This is a genomic window from uncultured Sneathiella sp., from assembly GCF_963976355.1.
Taxonomy (GTDB): Bacteria; Pseudomonadota; Alphaproteobacteria; order Sneathiellales; family Sneathiellaceae; genus Sneathiella.
This window is the reverse complement of record NZ_CAXBKA010000001.1, coordinates 560,409-578,159: the sequence shown is the minus strand read 5'-3', so window position 1 is coordinate 578,159 and position 17,751 is coordinate 560,409. Positions and strand designations below refer to the sequence as shown.

Genomic DNA, 17,751 nt, shown 5'->3' with positions numbered 1-17,751 from the left:
AATTTCGGTTACAGTTTCATTCCCGGCGGTAAAAGGCCCTGCATGCCACCACGCGCAATGCCCTTCTTGCCAAGTTTCTTTACTTTTTTCATCATGCCGGCCATCTGCTTGTGCTGTTTCAGCAGACGGTTGACATCCTGAACGCTCATGCCGGATCCTGCGGCAATCCTCTTCTTACGGGACGCGGCGATAATCTGCGGATTGCGCCGCTCCTTCGGTGTCATGGACTGGATCATGGCTTCCTGACGAATCAGAAGCTTGTCGTCAAGATTTGCCGAATCCAGCTGCTTCTTCATCTTACCGACACCAGGCAACATCCCGATCAAGCTGTTCATGCCGCCCATTTTACGCATCTGACGCAACTGGTTTGCCAGATCATCCAGATCAAACGTGCCCTTCTGCATTTTGAGGGCAAGCTTCTCAGCTTCGTCTTTCTCGATGGTTTCCGCTGCTTTCTCGACCAGCGAAACGATATCGCCCATGCCAAGAATCCGGTTCGCGATCCGGTCCGGATGGAACGATTCCAGCGCATCAAGCTTCTCACCGGTACCCAGCAGTTTAATGGGACAGCCGGTTACCTCGCGCATGGAGAGAGCCGCACCGCCGCGGCCATCGCCATCGATACGGGTCATGACGATACCGGTGACATCAACACGCGACTTGAACTGCTCCGCCACGTTAACGGCATCTTGACCGGTCAGGCTATCGACAACGAGAAGGGTTTCCGTTGGCTTGGTATTGCGATGGACGGCGTCCATCTCCGCCATCAGTTCCTCATCCACATGCAGGCGGCCCGCTGTGTCCAGAAGGATGACATCGATACCCTGCAACCGGGCCGACTGAACGGCGCGATTCGCGATATCCACCGGCATCTGACCGGCAACAATCGGCAATGTAGCAACACCTGTTTGCTCACCCAGGATTTTTAGCTGTTCCTGAGCCGCTGGACGGCGAACGTCAAGAGAGGCCATCATGACCTTCTTGCCCTTCTTCTCCGTCAGCCATTTCGCAATTTTCGCTGTCGATGTGGTTTTACCGGAACCCTGCAGGCCAACCATCATGTAGACAACCGGGGGCACAGCGACGAGGTTCAGCTCCTGCTGCTCGGAGCCCAACATCTCGATCAGCTGGTCATGAACAACCTTAATGACCATCTGCGCCGGATTAACGGACTTCAGAACTTCCGTGCCAACCGCTTTGGCTTTGACCCGCTTGATAAAGCTTTTGACAACAGGCAGCGCGACATCGGCCTCAAGAAGGGCAACGCGCACTTCGCGCATCGCCTCCGAGACGTCTGCCTCTGTAAGGGCACCCCGCTTGGTCAATCGCCCAAGCACATCGCCCAGTCTGCCTGTCAAACTTTCGAACATTTGGCCTTTAACCTGTTCAAACCACGCTTTAATTCCATCTCGCGGCAACCGTTTCAAGCAACGCAAAAAAGCGCCAGGGCGCGAAACTCGCGGGCTGACGGATACCAAAATGGTACTTCTATGTTGCGACTCAGTTGTCTTGAGTGGCCGGAATTAGCCACAGACACCCGCATAAGTCAAGCAGAACTCTTGGTGAGCCGCCGATAAATATGCTGGACCGCAGGCACACAAACGCCTATATCGCGGGTTATGGAACCGATACCTTTCATAAAGATGCATGGTCTTGGCAATGATTTCGTCATCATTGACGGACGCGAGCGGCTGCCCGAACTGTCGGGAGACGCCCTGCGTGCAATTGCCGATCGGCATCGCGGTGTCGGCTACGACCAGTTGATCGTGATGGAACCGGGTGGTCCGGATGCCACGATTTTCATGCGTATCTATAATGCAGATGGTAGCGAGGCGGAAGCCTGCGGAAATGCGACGCGCTGTGTTGCCCATCTGTTAATGCAGGAAAGTGGCACGCAAGTGGTCACCATAGAAACGCGGGCCGGATTGCTCATCGGTACCAGAAGCGATCACGGCGACATCGTTATCGATATGGGAAAGCCAAAGCTGGAGTGGCAACAAATTCCGCTGTCGAAGCCTGAGGACACGGCACATGTCCGGCTTGAAATCGGACCGCTTGCCGATCCGGTTGCGGTGAATATGGGCAACCCCCACGCCGTCTTCTTTGTTGACGACGCGGAGACGGTTGATCTCGAAAAATGGGGTCCGGTGGCTGAAACCCACCCGATGTTTCCCGAAAAGGCAAATATCAGCGTTGTCAGCAGGATGGAGAACGGTGAGTTTCGGCTGCGTGTCTGGGAACGCGGTGTCGGCATAACGCTTGCCTGTGGTTCGGCGGCCTGCGCCACCATGGTCGCCGCCAACATCCGCGGTTTTGTAGATAAGACCGCCAGATTACACCTTAATGGCGGGCCGCTTGACATGCGCATTGACGAGAACGGCCATATCTTTATGGGCGGCGCAATTGCAACGTCTTTTCGCGGGTTTCTGGATACTGCCCTGTTGAAAGGAGCCGCGTGATGGGAGAGGCAAAACCGCTCGCCCTGCCGGAAGTGATAACTTTCGGCTGCCGCCTGAACACCTATGAGTCCGAGGTCATGCGCGGACATGCCGCTGCGGCGGGCATGAACAATGCCATCATCATCAATAGCTGCGCCGTCACCAATGAAGCCGAGCGCCAGGCACGGCAGGCCGTGCGAAAGGCCCGCCGGGACCACCCGGACGCAAAAATCATTGTCACCGGCTGCGCCGCCCAGACAAACCCGGATCAGTTTGCAAAAATGCCCGAAGTTGACCAGATCCTCGGGAATCTAGAAAAGCTGGAACCGAGCGCCTTCGAAACGGAACAGAGCGAGCGCGTTCAGGTAAATGACATCATGTCCGCGGAGGAAACCGCCGGTCACCTGATCGAGGGGTTCGACGGCCGCGCCCGGGCTTTCCTGCAAATCCAGAACGGATGCGACCATCGCTGCACCTTCTGCATTATCCCCTATGGCCGTGGCAACAGCCGGTCAGTCCCCCTCGGGGCAATCGTCGATCAGGCGCGCGCGCTCACCCAGAATGGATACAAGGAATTCGTCTTGACCGGTGTTGACATCACTGCCTATGGCGAAGATTTGCCCGGCCGACCGACCTTGGGTCAGATGTGCCGCCGCCTGCTGAGTGCCGTACCACAAATCGAACGGTTACGTCTGTCCTCACTCGATCCGGTGGAAGTCGATGATGACTTATGGCGCCTTATAGAGTCGGAACCCCGGCTTATGCCGCATCTTCATATCAGCCTTCAGGCGGGGGATGATATGGTTTTGAAAAGAATGAAACGGCGGCATTTGAGGAAAGACGTATATGATTTTGTCGAAAAAGCGCGAAAGCTGAGGCCAGAAGTCGTGTTCGGCGCGGATATCATTGCGGGCTTCCCCACCGAGACCGATGAAATGGCAGCAAACAGCCTGAAGCTGATCGAGGAATGCGATATCGCCTATCTGCATGTTTTTCCTTATTCCGCACGTCCGGGGACGCCCGCCGCAAAAATGCCGCAGGTACCGGGAGATATTCGAAAGGCCCGTGCCGCTGCCCTTCGTCAGGCGGGAGAGCTTAACCTGTCCCGGTTTCTTGAAACGCTGGTCGGAACCGAACAATCCATCTTGGTGGAAAATGAGACAACGGGAAGGACACTGCATTATGTTCCGGTCGACCTTGATTTCCCAGTAAACGGAGGCGACATTGTCGACGTTAGAATTACGGGCACAGATGGCAGAAAATTATTTGCCGGACCTTTGGAACAAACAGCGTAATGAGTGAAACGAAAGAGAAAAAGGGCTGGTTCCGTCGACTAAGCGATGGCTTAAAACGCTCCTCTGGCGCCATATCGAGTGGTATTTCCGATATCTTCACAAAGCGCAAGCTCGACGATGACGTCGTTGAAGAGCTGGAAGAGCTGTTGATCAGCGCTGATCTTGGCGTTGCAACGGCCGCCCGCATTTCAGCCAATATCGCAAAATCCCGCTATGACAAAGAGACATCACCTGAGGAAATACGGACCGCACTCGCTGATGAGGTCGCCCTCATTCTCAATCCGGTCGCAAAGGATTTTGAACTACAGGAAGATCGCAAGCCCCATGTGGTTCTCATTGTCGGGGTGAACGGATCCGGGAAAACGACGACCATTGGCAAACTTGCCAAGCAATATCGGGCGATGGGCAAAAAGGTCGTTCTCGCCGCGGGAGATACATTTCGTGCGGCGGCGGTTGAACAGCTCCAAGTCTGGGGCCAGCGCACGGGCTGCGACGTTGTCACTACCAAAGTCGGAGGTGATGCGGCCGGTCTCGCTTATTCAGCCCTTGAGAAAGCGAAGAATGACGGCGCGGATTTACTTCTGATCGATACCGCCGGGCGTCTGCAGAACAAGTCGGACTTGATGGCGGAACTTGAGAAAATTCTGCGTGTGATCAAAAAGCTCGATCCGGATGCCCCGCATTCCTGCATTCTGGTGCTGGATGCAACAACAGGTCAGAACGCCCTCAACCAGGTGGAGATCTTCGGTAAAACCTGCGATGTGACCGGCTTGGTCATGACCAAGCTGGACGGAACGGCCCGCGGTGGTGTGCTTGTCGCAATCTCGGATCGCTTTGGCCTGCCAGTGCACGCCATCGGTGTCGGTGAAGGGGAAGACGACCTGCAAGCCTTCGCCGCGAAGGATTTTGCCCGCGCCCTTTCCGGTGTCGCTGACAACTAAAAGGAACGCAGACATGACAAGCAGCAAACCAATGCCCAAGGGATTGAAACCGGCGACAGAGCTTGGGCCTATACTGATATTCTTCGCGGCCTATTATTTTGGTGATCTGTTCATTGCGACGGCGGCCATCATGATCACCACCCTTCTCTCGCTAGCCATTTCCTATTTCTATACAAGAAGTTTGCCGATGATGCCTTTGGTTACGGCAGTGGTCGTGACCATTTTCGGCGGGCTTACCCTGTATCTGAACGACGAAGCCTTCATAAAAATGAAGCCAACGATCATATACGGGATTTTCGCGGCAGTTCTGTTAGCCGGACTGATGCTCGGGAAATCTTTTATCAAAATCCTGTTTGATAATTTCTGGAAGCTCGATGATGAAGGGTGGAAAAAGCTGACAATCCGCCTCGCCGTTTTCTTCTTGATCATGGCAGTGGCAAACGAGTTGATCTGGCGAAATCTTTCGACAGAGATATGGGTCAATGCAAAGGTCTTCGGATTCACTGCCGCAACATTCCTCTTTTTCGTTGCACAGGTGCCGCTGATAACCCGGCACGGAACCCAGGAAAAGCCAAATCCGGACGCATGAGCCTTCGTTACTTCCCTCTCGACGGTACCGATTTCCGCCTCAGTATGGGGCTTCAGGCCCTGCGAGACCGTTCATGGATTGATACGGATCAGAACCATGGGCGGGATGTCGCTGAAAAAAGCAGATTAATTCAAGATTATCGGGATCAGGTCTTTGCCGAAACATCCGGGAGCCTGCCCGCGCAGCAGAAAATCCGTCAGCTTGTGGAAGATGAACTGGCCGCCAACCATCGCGACATTACAGCAGGCACATCGGCAAAAGACGAGCCCAGTCCGCTTGTTCAGGCTGGCCTTATCGTGCAAGAGGATCTGGTCCTCATGAGAGAGACGGATGACGGATATACCCTGGCGGCGGCATGTGTCTGCTTTCCGACCGGATGGAACCTGCCGGAGAAAATCGGCAAGGTTATGCAGGCTATTCATCAGCCCGTCCCGGGGCTCAACCCACGCATCGGTAACCCCATAGACCGCTTCTTCCGGAACCTGAGACCTGGCAAGAAAGTGGAGCGGTTCAATTGGGGCTTATATGACAGCGATGCCCTGTTTCAGCCCGGCTGGTGGCGCAGGGAACGCGCCGTCGATTCGTCCATCACTCGCCATAATGTCGACGAAAAGATCTTCTTCCGGGTCGAACGTCAAACCCTGCAGCGGATCGAGGATGATCCGGATATTCTTTTTACCATCCGGATTTTCAACAACAGCCTTGCCGAGGTATGTGAAGACAAAGCCCGCGCAGAACGTCTCCTGCACGGGCTTCAAACCATGAATGCCAATATGCGCGGGTATAAATCGCTTCCGCGGTATGAGCCATTGATCACGGAGTATCTGGCGAAAGCCGCCGCTTAGTTCCCGAAAACAGTGGTCAGGATTTCCGTTGTCCGCTTGACCGGATCATTGCGAATGGCAGCCTCTTCCTCAGCGAGGTAATGAAACAGCCCTTCCAGCGTCATATCCGTGGTGTAATCGGTCAGATCGGACTTGATATCCGGCACCAGCGGATAGGTCTTGTACTGTGAAACCAAGCTATCATAGAGGGAGATCGCCCCGACATCCTGCAGCGATTGCTCGATAATCGGGCGAATTGTCTCGGACAGATCGGTTGTTGAGACCTTCCGGAAATATTGAGTGGCCGCATCATCGGGTCCGCTGTAAATAGCCTGGGCGTCCTCTACGGTCATTTCGGAGATCGCATTCATGAGGATTTCCTTGGTTTTTGGCGCCGCCGCTTCCGCACCGCGGTTCAGCCGCGCCTCAAGATCATCCGCCATGCCGGAGAGGCCGAACTTTTTCATAAGCGCTTGCGCCTGCTGCATCTTTTCAGGGAGCGGGATATGAATGGCCGGATCATCATTATACCCACCCGTTGTCCCGATCTGGGAGATGACCGTCTCCGTTCCGACCTGTAATGCCTCCTTAAGACCTTCGATGATCTGGCTCGTCGACAGGTTGCTCGCGCTTCCGCTATTGGATCCGCCAGTTACGGAAGAGGCCGAGTCCGTGATTTTCTTCTGAATGGTATCCAGTAATCCGGCCCGTGCATTCATGCCAATAGCGAGTACGATCAACGCGCCCATGACAAGAGCAGTCATTGTCTTTTTCATTTTAGTGTCCTCTATCCTGCCGATCAGCGTCGTATTATTTCGAGTGACTTTTTGAGCATGTCACCATGCGCGTTGGAGAAGGGAGTGAAACTCTCCTTATCCTTGATTTCCTGATACTGATGTAGCGCCCAATAGACAGTTGGAAAGGCAAGATCGTTCCAGGGAATATCGGCCCAGTCGAACAGCTCAACCTCCAGTGATTCAGGGCCCGCCGAAAACTCCGGCTCTTTCAGGACCGAACGGTATATGATCTGCACCTGGCTGATATGCGTCACGCTGTAAATGGCGAGCAGATCGCGAATGTGAATTTTCGCTTTCGCTTCTTCAAAAGCCTCGCGCATCGCGCCGTCTGCTGTCGTTTCATTTTGCTCAAGGTATCCGGCGGGAAGAGTCCAGAAGCCTTTGCGCGGGTGAATGGCGCGCTTGCAGAGGAGGAATTTATCTTCAAAGGTAACAACGGAGCCAACAACGATCTTCGGGTTATCATAATGCACCCAGCCGCAGTCAGCGCAGACATGGCGCTCCATATTATCGCCTGCGGGTACCTTGCGTTCAAACGCATAATCATCTGGATTTGTCGAGGTCAATGGCCGTTGATCTTTCTGCTGGTGAAAGTGCAACGGTATCAATTTTTATTCTGATCGGAAAGGCTCTTTATGGCGGCTCCCGCAGCAGCATGGACGCGACTGCCTGCTTCCGTCACTGCCTGCAAGCGCCGCCAGAAATCTATGGCCTCTGCGTCATTTCCTTCGGCTGCCGCGGCAACGCCCAAATACCAAAGCGCCTGCGGGTGCTCGGGGTTTTTCTCGATCAACATGCGATAAAGCCCGACCGCCTGCGCGGGCGGGACACCGTTGTTTCCTGCCATCTGGACATAGGAAAAGGCTTCCGCATCAATTGCCGTCAAATCATCCGGTTTCAGCATGCGTGCCCGCCCGTACGCATTCGCCGCCTTTTCATATTCTTCAAGGGTAGAGTATGCCTGACCCAGGCGCATTAAGCCCTCATAATCCGGGGTTTCATCCATGCGCGACGCCAGCCCTTCCACCATGGAGGCAATCATGTCCTGCCGCGCTTCAGGGGTCATGTCTGCAGCGGCGGCAATATCGGCGCCCGATGGCCCTTTGGGCATATCAGGGACACTCTTCCGAGAGAAAAGGTCGCCAATGTCTGTCCCGGTAAGTTCGGCTGTCCGCTCGATGCGCTGCTCCAGAACCGGCATGAAGGGCGCATCTGCCGGGCTTTCTTCATAAAGCAATATCCACTTCTGAAGGGCGCCAGCATTGTCCCCTGCTTCCGCATCTCTCAGGGCAAGATAGTACCGTGCACCCGGATTTTCCGGATCGAGTGCAAATGCTTGTTCAAAAGCCTCTTCTGCGTTCGCCGTCACATTTCCGTCAGCCGCAAAATAATAATTTTCCCCTGCGCCGATAAACAGCTCCGTCGCTCGTGGCGCCAATATTGTTGCTTTCATATAGGTTTCGGCGGCCTCCTCATATCTCTCCATCCGGCTCAAGGTGCGGGCCAGAAGGACCCAGCCTTCCAGATTGTCCGGCTGTTCCTTCAATGCAGCAATAAGACGCTGGATCAAGGGTCCTGCATCCCGCGATTGCAGCGCTCTCGCGTCTGCCGCAAGGTCACGAGCGGCCAACGGGCGAGCCGGTTCATTCGGCGACCCGAGGTCGAGATAGAGGCCAAAGCTGAGCAAAGGAATGACAACCGCAAGCACAGCTGCGATATACCAATGCTTGCTGGCATTCAGGGATGAAGAGACTTCATTTTCAGCGCGGTCCACCCGCAGCATACGCCGCTTGATTTCAAGCGCCATCGCCTCCGCCTCGGATTTATCGATTGTTTCACGTGCAACATCTGTTTCCAATTCATCTAGCTGTTGACGGTAAACAGCGAGCCCCTGATCCGCATGACGACGGCGCATCCGATCCGTTCGCAGAAACGGCCAGGCCAGAATCACGAGCGCGGCCGCAATGATGACTGAAATAACGATCCAGATCATGACTTATGCCCGGATATGTCCGATTCAGAATCGAGCAGGTTCTTCAACCTTGCCTCTTCTGCGGGCGTAAGTTCGCCCGGCTCCTCCGCATCGGGCTGCCTGTTGCGGCCACGAAGAAACACAATGGCCGCAATCGCTCCGATGATGAAAATCAGTACCGGCCCCAGCCAGAGGAAAACCGTGCGGAGTTTGAACGGCGGGTCCAGCAAAACCCAGTCCCCATAACGGGTCACCAGAAACTCGCGCACCTTGTCATTGCTCTCGCCCAGTGCGACACGTTCCCGGACGATCTGCCTCAGGTCTTTTGCAAGGTCAGCATTGCTGTCGAGGATGGATTGATTCTGGCAGACAAGGCAGCGGATACCTTCGGAAATTTCCCTTGCCCGCTCCTCCTGTTCTGGATCATCCAGCCGTTCCTCAAGGAAGACAGCGGACGCCGACAGCAGGATCATCGGTACGAACAATAGCGCAAGAATAAACGAACGAACCCCGGTCGTCACGATCCCGCCTCATTCAACAACGGCCGGATACGCATATCGAACATGTCCTTGCTGACCGGGCCGATAATCTTATCAAGTATCTTGCCGTCAGCACTGATGACAAAGGTTTCCGGCACCCCGTAAACGCCAAAATCAATGCCGACACGCCCTTTCAAATCCATCCCTGTCCGTGCATAAGGATTGCCATGACGATCCAGCCACTGGGCGGCGGCGTCCGGCTTATCCTTATAGTTGAGCCCGTAAATCTCGACGACATTCTGTTTTTTCAATTCCATGAAGAAGGGATGTTCGGCCATGCAGGCAACACACCAGGAGGCGAAGACATTCAGCAATGTCACCTTGCCCGTCGCCAGATCCGCCTGCGCAAGGCCCGGTCCGTATCCGGGAACAGGCTCCAGCGCGAATTCCGGTGCCGGCTTACTCACCAGCTCAGACGGGATTTCTGTCGGATTCAGATTGAACAGGGCATACCAGAGGACGACGGCAATCGCCGCGAATGTCAGAACCGGTACCAGAAACTTCAATTTCATCGCCCTACCCTTTCGCCTCTGACGGTGCGGAAGATACTGCAGATGCGCGCTTTGCCCGCCCTGGCGCACCAAGTCGCAACCGTCTGTCACTCAAGCTGAGCGCCCCACCTGCAAACATCACGAATGCGCCGATCCATATCCAGGAAATGAACGGCTTGTGGTAAATCCGAACGGCATAACCGCCATCTCCGTCCGCTTCACCAATAACCGTATAAAGGTCAGCGCTCAGCATCGGGCGGATCGCGGCTTCCGTTGTTTCCATAGGCGGATCGGTGTATCGCCGCTGTTCGGGATAAAGATATACACCCTTGTTATCGCCCTTGTAGGCGAGGAAGGTACCCTGAACGGCGTCATAGTTCGGTCCCGTAATTGCCTCGGCGCCGTCAAAACGGAAATCATATCCGCCGACCGTTACCGTCTCGCCGGGCCGCATGACACCAAGATGTTCGCTTTGCCATGCCTCGGATGCCGTGATACCCAGAATAACCAGGGCAACACCAATATGGGCAACAGTCATGCCGTGAGCGCTTCGCGGGAGCTGCATCATTCTTTTCCAGCTATTCGCGAACGGACCGCGAAACAGCTTTATCCGCTCGGCCCACTCAAGAACGGAGCCAACCAGCAGCCAAGCGAACAGACCCATGCCGAGCAGGGCCATTACCGGCGTCCCTGTCTGCCACCACCAGAGAAATCCGGAAAATGCAAGTGCCGCAAACAGGGCAAATTTAAGACGCGAAATAATACCGGCAAGATCGTCCCGCTTCCAGGCCAGAAACGGCCCGAACGCCATCGCCACGACTAAAGGAATGGCAAACGGCAGAAATGTAGCGTTGAAATAAGGAGGCCCGACGGAGACTTTTGCGCCCGTGAAAGCATCCAGGAAAATCGGATAAAGCGTCCCGAGGAGAACCGTTGCCGTAATGGTGGAAAGCAACAGATTATTCAGAACCAGCGATCCTTCGCGGCTGATCGGAGCGAACAATCCACCCCCTTTCATCTTCGGTGCGCGAATGCCGTATAGCAACAACGACCCTCCGATGACGAATATCAGGAATATCAGGATAAAAACACCCCGCGCCGGATCAGACGCAAAGGCATGCACGGAATTCAGGACGCCAGAGCGTACAAGAAAAGTTCCCAGAAGGCTCAGACTAAAGGCAATAATCGCCAGCAGAATAGTCCAGTTTTTAAGCGCATCACGCTTTTCAACAACAATCGCGGAATGCAAAAGCGCCGTTGCCGCCAGCCAGGGCATGAAGGACGCGTTCTCAACCGGATCCCAGAACCACCAGCCGCCCCAGCCAAGCTCATAATAGGCCCACCAGGAACCGAGTGCGATTCCAATAGTCAGGAAGCCCCATGCCGCCAGCGTCCATGGCCGAACCCAGCGCGCCCAGGCCGGATCGACCCGCCCTTCGATCAAAGCCGCAATCGCGAAAGAAAACGTAATAGAAAGCCCAACATATCCTAGATACAGAAAGGGTGGGTGAAAGGCGAGGCCGGGATCCTGCAAAAGCGGGTTAAGTCCGTTGCCATCAAGCGGCGCCGGACTAATCCTCTCAAACGGGTTGGACGTGAACAGAATGAACGTCAAAAAGCCTACGCCGATCAGCCCTTGAATAGCCAGAACCCTTGCCTTCAAGCTGTCCGGCAAATTGCGCCCGAAAAAAGCAACAGCCATCCCAAACAACGCCAGTATCCAGCTCCAGAGGAGAAGGGAACCTTCATGATTCCCCCACACGCCACTTATTTTGTAGAGCATCGGCTTGAGGGAGTGCGAGTTGTTCACAACGTTCAGGATGGAAAAATCACTGGTGACATAGCCGATGGTCAGACAGGCAAAGGCTCCTGAAATAGCTGCAAACTGCACAAATGCCGCATTGTCACCAAAGCGCATCAGCGGGCGACTTCCACGTGCCGCGCCAATCAGTGGCAAGGCGCCCTGAAAGCAGCCGGTCACCAGCGCCAAGATAAGAACAAATTGCCCGATCTCCGCAACCATCAATCATTTCCCTCGGGTTTCCATTGTCCCGATTTTTTCAATGCCTCTGCAACTTCAGGCGGCATGTAGTTCTCATCATGCTTGGCCAGAACATTTGTTGCGACGAATAATCCTTCTTCCGTCAGGGAACCCTCGGCAACAACGCCCTGCCCTTCACGGAACAGGTCTGGAAGCAAACCGTCGAATGTAACCTGAACAACGTCATTGAGGTCCGTTACCCGAAACCGATGCGTTACGCCCTGGCTGTCTATACTGCCTTCCTCAACAAGCCCTCCTAGGCGAAAATTTCGCCCCGCCGGGATTGGCTTTTCGACAAGGTCAGACGGGCTGCGGAAGAACACAAGACTATCCTGAAATGACGTGAGCACCAACGCAGCGGCAAGGCCGAGCACTGACATTCCTGCAAGGACAAAATATAGCCGACGTTTTTTGCGTGTCATAACTTGCTTCCCCGAACGTCAGAGGCCCGACAGCGCTTCTCTGATCGTTGACTTTCCGCCACGGCCAGTTCCCGCTCCACCGTCTTGAGTTTGCGGGAACTCATGAGATAAACCGCCAGCAACACAATTGCTGACAACGCAAAACAGGGCCATATAAATGCCCCATAGCCGCCCATATCAAAAAATGTCGTGATCTGCTCTGCCAATTTTCCTCAAATCCTGCTGTTTCCGGCGAATATACTTGCTCTACCCCTAAAATACATACCAGAACACCTGTTCTGCGTCACAATGCCGCGATCATTATTTGGACATGTCACCGCTGCCGTAACTCGGCAATCTGCATGACGCGAAGTCGCCTTTGCAATATTTCAGCTTTTACACGGATTATCAGAACCATGACAAAGAAAGCCGTATATGCCAGCCCCATAACAAGAAGCGGAATCAAAATCGAGCTATGTATCTTGGGCCCCGACATAGTCGCAACGCTGGCAGGCTGGTGAAGGGTATTCCACCAGTCCACGGAAAACCGGATGACCGGTATGTTGATGACTCCGACGAGTGCCAGGATCGCCGCCGCTTTCGCAGCCTTGGCCGTATCCTCGAAACTCTCCCATATCGCCATATAGCCAAGATAGAGAAAAAGCAGGATCAGCATGCTGGTCAGCCGGGCATCCCAGACCCAGAACGTCCCCCACATCGGCTGCCCCCAGAGAGCCCCGGTTACCAGCGCGAGAAATGTGAACGCCGCGCCGATCGGCGCAGCGGCCTTGGCGGTCAGATCGGCGACAGGATGCTTCCAGATGAGCCCAACAGCTGAGGATACGGCCATGATGGTATATATCATCAGCGCCATCCAGGCGGCAGGCACGTGAACGAACATAATCCGCACGGTATCGCCCTGCTGATAATCCGGCGGGGCGACGAACAACCCCATATACACCCCCACCCCGAGCAGAATAACCGTCAGCCAGACACTCCAGGGATAGATCACCGAGATAATCGAGAGAAACCGTTTCGGGTTCGCATATTTATGTAAATCGATCGCCATGCTTCACTACTGTTCATTCAAATTGTTTCATCACGAAAGAGACAAACGTAATCCTGCCGCCGCAGCAAGCGGCCCAAGGACCAGCGCACCCAGCGAAATCCCGCCCAGTAACAACAGATGCGGCGCCACGGAAAGCTGCGCAATCGCCGCATCGACTGCCGCCACACCGAAAATCAATACCGGTATATATAGGGGAAGCACCAGAAGTGACAACAAAACACCGCCCCGCCGCATTCCCACGGTCAGCGCCGCCCCGACCGCGCCGATCAGGCTTAACGTCGGCGTCCCAATTAGCAGGGCGAGCGTAAGGGCCAAAATTCCCTCGGCGGGCAGGTTAAGGGAAAGCGCCAGAACGGGTGCGACGACAATAAGCGGCAGGATGGATGTGAGCCAGTGGGCAATGACTTTGGCCAGCACAAGAATTTCGACTGGCAACGGCCCGATCATGAAAAGATCCAGCGCGCCATCCTCAAAATCCGCCTGAAACATCCGATCCAGTGTCAGCAAACAGGCAAGCAGCGCGGCAACCCATAATACACCCGGTCCGATCCTCATCAAAACTGACAGTTCAGGTCCGACACCGAGCGGAAACAGGACAATGACCATAACAAAGAAGGAAAGACTCAGCGTGACCGCACTTCCCTGCCGGAAAGACAGTATGACGTCCCGGCGGATCAGCTGGAAAAAACGCGCCATCATGTATCCGCACCCAATTCAAGGGATTTGCTGTCATTCAGTTCCAAATCCTGATGAGTTGCATAAATTGCCATGCCTCCGGCTGCCAGATGCCGCGACAAGCGTTCTCTGAACTGACCAATGTAATGCCGGTCAAGGGCGCTGAGTGGTTCGTCCAGAATCCACAAGGAAGCCGGAGAGGCTGCCAGTCGCGCAAGATTGACGCGTTTCCTCTGCCCCTGAGAGAGAATGCCGGCCGAAACATTCCGAAGCGGCATCAGGTCAAATTCGGCAAGCGCCGCAGAAACATCCGCCTCGCCATGATAGTCTGCCCAGAACTTGATATTCTCCTCCACCGTCATCGCGCTTTTAAGAGCATCCTGATGCCCAAGATATTGATAGGCACCGACATAGCTCTCGGGATCATCCAGTATATTCTCGCCCTGCCAGGAGATTGAACCATCAAGAGGTTTTAGCAGACGCGCGCAGATTCTGAGCAGCGATGATTTGCCGGCGCCATTGCGCCCGCGCACCCAGATCGCTTCTCCGGGAGCGAGAGAAAAGGACACATTTTCAAAAATGATCTGATCGGCCCGCTGACAGGCGAGGTTATGGACGGAAAAACTCATGGCAGCGGCGCATTGCTCCGAAGGCGTATTGTTCAGGCATCATTTATCCCCTCTGACTACAGCAAGATTCCGCGTTTCGCAAATGTTTGGCGCATGGGCTCCTTGGTGATTCATAATAATCAGGGCCCCATTTTTCGATAATTTAAGGGAGGAAACACTCGATGGCATGATAGCACTTGAGAATTTTTCTAATTTAGGGCACATACGCACATTATTGAACCAAAGAACCCGTGCCGCTATGCTGGCATTTCCCGTTCCCCTTACCTTTTAAGGAGCGAAACGTTGACAACAACTGGTCACGACAGCCTGAATATTCGCCGTTCTCTCGATGTTGATGGAGAGAAATATGACTACTACAGTATCCCGGAAGCCGAGAAAGCCGGTCTGGGTGATGTGTCCCGCCTCCCTTTCTCCCTGAAAGTCCTGCTTGAGAATCTGCTGCGCCATGAAGATGGCCGTACCGTAACGTCAGAGGATGTCAGCGCTATCGCCGGATGGCTGAAAAACCGCAAGGCGGACCGTGAAATTGCGTATCGTCCGGCGCGCGTTCTGATGCAGGATTTCACCGGCGTTCCCGCAGTCGTCGATCTTGCGGCAATGCGTGATGCGATGGTCGCTCTGGGTGGTGATCCGGAAAAGATTAATCCGCTCGCTCAATGCGATCTCGTTATCGACCATTCTGTGATGGTGGATAAATTTGGGACCGCCGCTTCTTTCGGTCAGAATGTTGAGCTGGAAATGGAGCGTAATGGCGAACGGTACGCCTTCCTCCGCTGGGGCCAGAAAGCATTCAACAATTTCCGCGTTGTTCCGCCCGGAACCGGTATCTGCCATCAGGTGAACCTCGAATATCTGGCGCAAACCGTCTGGACAACCAAGGATCAGAACGGCGCCGAAGTCGCCTATCCGGATACACTTGTCGGAACGGACAGCCACACGACCATGGTCAACGGCCTAGCGGTTCTTGGCTGGGGTGTCGGCGGAATTGAGGCGGAGGCCGTTATGCTCGGTCAGCCAATCTCCATGCTGATCCCGGAAGTCGTCGGCTTCAAGCTGACCGGCAAGCTGAAGGAAGGTACAACGGCAACAGACCTCGTGCTGACGGTAACGCAAATGCTGCGCGCCCAGGGTGTTGTCGGCAAGTTTGTTGAATTCTATGGCCCGGGTATTGCCGAACTTGGTCTTGCCGATCGCGCAACCATCTCCAACATGGCGCCGGAATATGGTGCAACTTGCGGCTTCTTCCCGATCGATGCCGAGACCATCAATTACCTCAATTTCACGGCACGTGATCCAAAACGGGTCAAGCTGGTGGAAACATACGCAAAGGCGCAAGGTATGTGGCGTGACAACAATACGCCGGACCCTGAGTTCACAGCGACGCTGGAACTCGATATTTCAACGGTAGAGCCCAGCCTTGCCGGACCCAAGCGGCCTCAGGATCGCGTCCTGCTTTCCGATGCCGCAAATTCCTTCAAAGGAAGCCTGCCGGAACTGGCTGGGAAAACTGACAATCTTGACGTTATGGTTGATGTTGCCGGAACGGACTACAAGATCGGGCATGGGAATGTCATAATTGCGGCGATCACGTCCTGCACCAACACATCAAACCCGAGCGTAATGCTGGCCGCCGGACTGGTTGCCCGAAATGCACTCAAGAAGGGGCTCACCGTCAAACCGTGGGTAAAAACCTCTCTCGCGCCCGGATCAAAAGTCGTAACCGATTACCTTGAAAAAGCCGGATTGCAGGATGATCTCGATGCGCTTGGTTTCAATCTCGTGGGATATGGCTGTACGACTTGTATTGGTAACTCCGGCCCCGTCGACCCGCATATCGCCGATGCGATTTCTGAAGGCGAACTGGTCGCTTGCTCGGTTCTTTCCGGCAACCGCAACTTCGAAGGCCGCGTAAGCCCTCAGGCGAAAGCAAACTATCTTGCCTCGCCGCCGCTGGTTGTCGCATATGCCATCGCAGGATCGCTTCATGTCGACATTACAAAAGATTCGCTCGGAACGGACAAGGACGGTAATCCCGTTTACCTGAAGGATATCTGGCCAAGCAATGCAGAGGTTCAAAAGACGGTCAAAGAGGCCGTTGCCCGCGATATGTTCGAGCATCAGTATGCCGACGTTTTCTCAGGTGACGCAACCTGGCAGTCAATCAAGACGGCTGAGGGCCAGACCTATAGCTGGGATGTTACTTCAACCTATGTGCAACATCCTCCCTATTTTGAAGGCATGCAGAAGGAACCCGGCGCATTTGAGGATATCAGGGGCGCCCATATTCTTGCCCTGCTCGGGGACTCTGTAACGACAGACCACATTTCCCCTGCGGGCGCAATCAAGGCGGACGGACCCGCCGGGGAATATCTGACATCGCATCAGGTCAGCCCGAAGGATTTCAACTCCTACGGCTCACGGCGCGGGAACGATCAGGTCATGACCCGCGGTACTTTTGCCAACATCCGACTGCGAAACGAAGTCGCGCCGGGGACAGAAGGCGGGATTACCCGCCATATGCCCGACGGAACACAGATGTGGATTTATGATGCTTCCGTCAAATATCGTGATGAAGGCACTCCCCTCGTCGTGTTTGCCGGCAAGGAATATGGGACGGGTTCAAGCCGTGACTGGGCCGCAAAGGGAACCCTATTGCTGGGTATCAAGGCCGTCGTTGCAGAGAGCTTTGAACGCATTCACCGGTCGAACCTGGTGGGTATGGGCATTCTGCCGCTGCAATTCCCGGAGGGCGTGACAAGAAAAACGCTTAACCTGGATGGTAGTGAGGTCATCGACCTGACGGGCATTGAGGAAGGGGTTACCCCGGGCATGAGCGTCCGTTGCAACATCACGCGGACGGATGGCTCATCGCAGTCGATCGATCTTCTGTGCCGGATCGATACGTTGGACGAAGTCGAATACTATCGTCATGACGGTATTCTCCAATATGTTCTTCGGAACCTCTCGGCCAGCTAAAGTCGGGTTGTATTGAATGGCAAAACGGCGGTCCTTATTGGCCGCCGTTTTTTATTCACCCCGCTCTCACTCAC

The 17,751-nt window shown here is 54.7% G+C and carries 18 protein-coding genes; 6 read left to right on the top strand and 12 right to left on the bottom strand.

Features of this window, described 5'->3' with window-relative positions; all coding sequences use genetic code 11:
• Positions 1–8: 8 nt before the first annotated feature.
• Positions 9–1,370 (bottom strand): signal recognition particle protein, encoded by a 1,362-nt coding sequence (ffh, locus tag AAC599_RS02785; protein ID WP_340148877.1) that lies wholly within the window; start codon positions 1,368–1,370, stop codon positions 9–11.
• A 249-nt stretch (positions 1,371–1,619) separates the two neighbouring features.
• Here ffh and dapF point away from each other — a divergent pair, with 249 nt between their 5' ends.
• The 5 genes from dapF to AAC599_RS02760 are packed head-to-tail and all read left to right on the top strand — an operon-like array spanning position 1,620 to position 6,108.
• Positions 1,620–2,459 carry a diaminopimelate epimerase gene (gene dapF, locus AAC599_RS02780; protein ID WP_340148876.1) on the top strand — a complete coding sequence of 280 codons (840 nt, stop codon included), beginning with the start codon at positions 1,620–1,622 and terminating at the stop codon, positions 2,457–2,459.
• Complete coding sequence (gene mtaB, locus AAC599_RS02775; protein WP_340148875.1) at positions 2,459–3,733, top strand: tRNA (N(6)-L-threonylcarbamoyladenosine(37)-C(2))-methylthiotransferase MtaB; 1,275 nt, start codon at positions 2,459–2,461, stop codon at positions 3,731–3,733. The genes dapF and mtaB overlap by 1 nt, the downstream gene beginning before the upstream one ends.
• Positions 3,733–4,674, top strand: a complete 942-nt coding sequence (gene ftsY / locus AAC599_RS02770) for a signal recognition particle-docking protein FtsY (RefSeq protein WP_340148874.1) — start codon at positions 3,733–3,735, stop codon at positions 4,672–4,674. The genes mtaB and ftsY overlap by 1 nt, the downstream gene beginning before the upstream one ends.
• 13 nt (positions 4,675–4,687) lie before the next feature.
• Complete coding sequence (locus AAC599_RS02765; RefSeq protein WP_340148873.1) at positions 4,688–5,263, top strand: septation protein A; 576 nt, start codon at positions 4,688–4,690, stop codon at positions 5,261–5,263.
• Positions 5,260–6,108, top strand: a complete 849-nt coding sequence (locus tag AAC599_RS02760) for a DUF3445 domain-containing protein (protein ID WP_340148872.1) — start codon at positions 5,260–5,262, stop codon at positions 6,106–6,108. Before AAC599_RS02765 ends, AAC599_RS02760 begins: the two co-directional genes overlap by 4 nt.
• Here the strand turns inward: AAC599_RS02760 and AAC599_RS02755 are convergent.
• The 11 genes from AAC599_RS02755 to ccmA all read right to left on the bottom strand — a co-directional run bounded on the left by AAC599_RS02755 (position 6,105) and on the right by ccmA (position 14,701).
• Complete coding sequence (locus AAC599_RS02755) at positions 6,105–6,863, bottom strand: DUF4197 domain-containing protein (RefSeq protein WP_340148871.1); 759 nt, start codon at positions 6,861–6,863, stop codon at positions 6,105–6,107. The genes AAC599_RS02760 and AAC599_RS02755 overlap by 4 nt on opposite strands.
• 23 nt (positions 6,864–6,886) lie before the next feature.
• Positions 6,887–7,450, bottom strand: a complete 564-nt coding sequence (locus AAC599_RS02750; protein WP_340148870.1) for an NUDIX hydrolase — start codon at positions 7,448–7,450, stop codon at positions 6,887–6,889.
• Between the two features lie 38 nt (positions 7,451–7,488).
• Positions 7,489–8,877 carry a c-type cytochrome biogenesis protein CcmI gene (gene ccmI, locus AAC599_RS02745; protein ID WP_340148869.1) on the bottom strand — a complete coding sequence of 463 codons (1,389 nt, stop codon included), beginning with the start codon at positions 8,875–8,877 and terminating at the stop codon, positions 7,489–7,491.
• Positions 8,874–9,377 carry a cytochrome c-type biogenesis protein gene (locus AAC599_RS02740; protein ID WP_340148868.1) on the bottom strand — a complete coding sequence of 168 codons (504 nt, stop codon included), beginning with the start codon at positions 9,375–9,377 and terminating at the stop codon, positions 8,874–8,876. Before AAC599_RS02740 ends, ccmI begins: the two co-directional genes overlap by 4 nt.
• On the bottom strand, positions 9,374–9,907 hold the full coding sequence (locus tag AAC599_RS02735) for a DsbE family thiol:disulfide interchange protein (protein ID WP_340148867.1): 534 nt from the start codon (positions 9,905–9,907) through the stop codon (positions 9,374–9,376). The genes AAC599_RS02740 and AAC599_RS02735 overlap by 4 nt, the downstream gene beginning before the upstream one ends.
• Positions 9,908–9,911: 4 nt before the next feature.
• Positions 9,912–11,909 carry a heme lyase CcmF/NrfE family subunit gene (locus AAC599_RS02730; RefSeq protein WP_340148866.1) on the bottom strand — a complete coding sequence of 666 codons (1,998 nt, stop codon included), beginning with the start codon at positions 11,907–11,909 and terminating at the stop codon, positions 9,912–9,914.
• The gene (gene ccmE / locus AAC599_RS02725; RefSeq protein WP_340148865.1) at positions 11,909–12,349 is read right to left on the bottom strand and encodes a cytochrome c maturation protein CcmE; all 441 of its coding nucleotides are present in this window, start codon (positions 12,347–12,349) and stop codon (positions 11,909–11,911) included. The genes AAC599_RS02730 and ccmE overlap by 1 nt, the downstream gene beginning before the upstream one ends.
• Positions 12,346–12,555, bottom strand: a complete 210-nt coding sequence (ccmD, locus tag AAC599_RS02720; RefSeq protein ID WP_340148864.1) for a heme exporter protein CcmD — start codon at positions 12,553–12,555, stop codon at positions 12,346–12,348. Before ccmD ends, ccmE begins: the two co-directional genes overlap by 4 nt.
• 107 nt (positions 12,556–12,662) lie before the next feature.
• Positions 12,663–13,397: a heme ABC transporter permease gene (locus tag AAC599_RS02715; protein ID WP_340148863.1), complete on the bottom strand. Its 735-nt coding sequence runs from the start codon at positions 13,395–13,397 to the stop codon at positions 12,663–12,665.
• Between the two features lie 30 nt (positions 13,398–13,427).
• Positions 13,428–14,096, bottom strand: a complete 669-nt coding sequence (gene ccmB / locus AAC599_RS02710; protein WP_340148862.1) for a heme exporter protein CcmB — start codon at positions 14,094–14,096, stop codon at positions 13,428–13,430.
• The gene (gene ccmA / locus AAC599_RS02705) at positions 14,093–14,701 is read right to left on the bottom strand and encodes a heme ABC exporter ATP-binding protein CcmA (RefSeq protein WP_340148861.1); all 609 of its coding nucleotides are present in this window, start codon (positions 14,699–14,701) and stop codon (positions 14,093–14,095) included. The genes ccmB and ccmA overlap by 4 nt, the downstream gene beginning before the upstream one ends.
• A gap of 282 nt (positions 14,702–14,983) precedes the next feature.
• On the opposite strand from ccmA, the gene acnA reads away from it, so the two are divergent.
• Complete coding sequence (acnA, locus tag AAC599_RS02700) at positions 14,984–17,677, top strand: aconitate hydratase AcnA (protein ID WP_340148860.1); 2,694 nt, start codon at positions 14,984–14,986, stop codon at positions 17,675–17,677.
• The last annotated feature ends 74 nt before the right edge of the window (positions 17,678–17,751 follow it).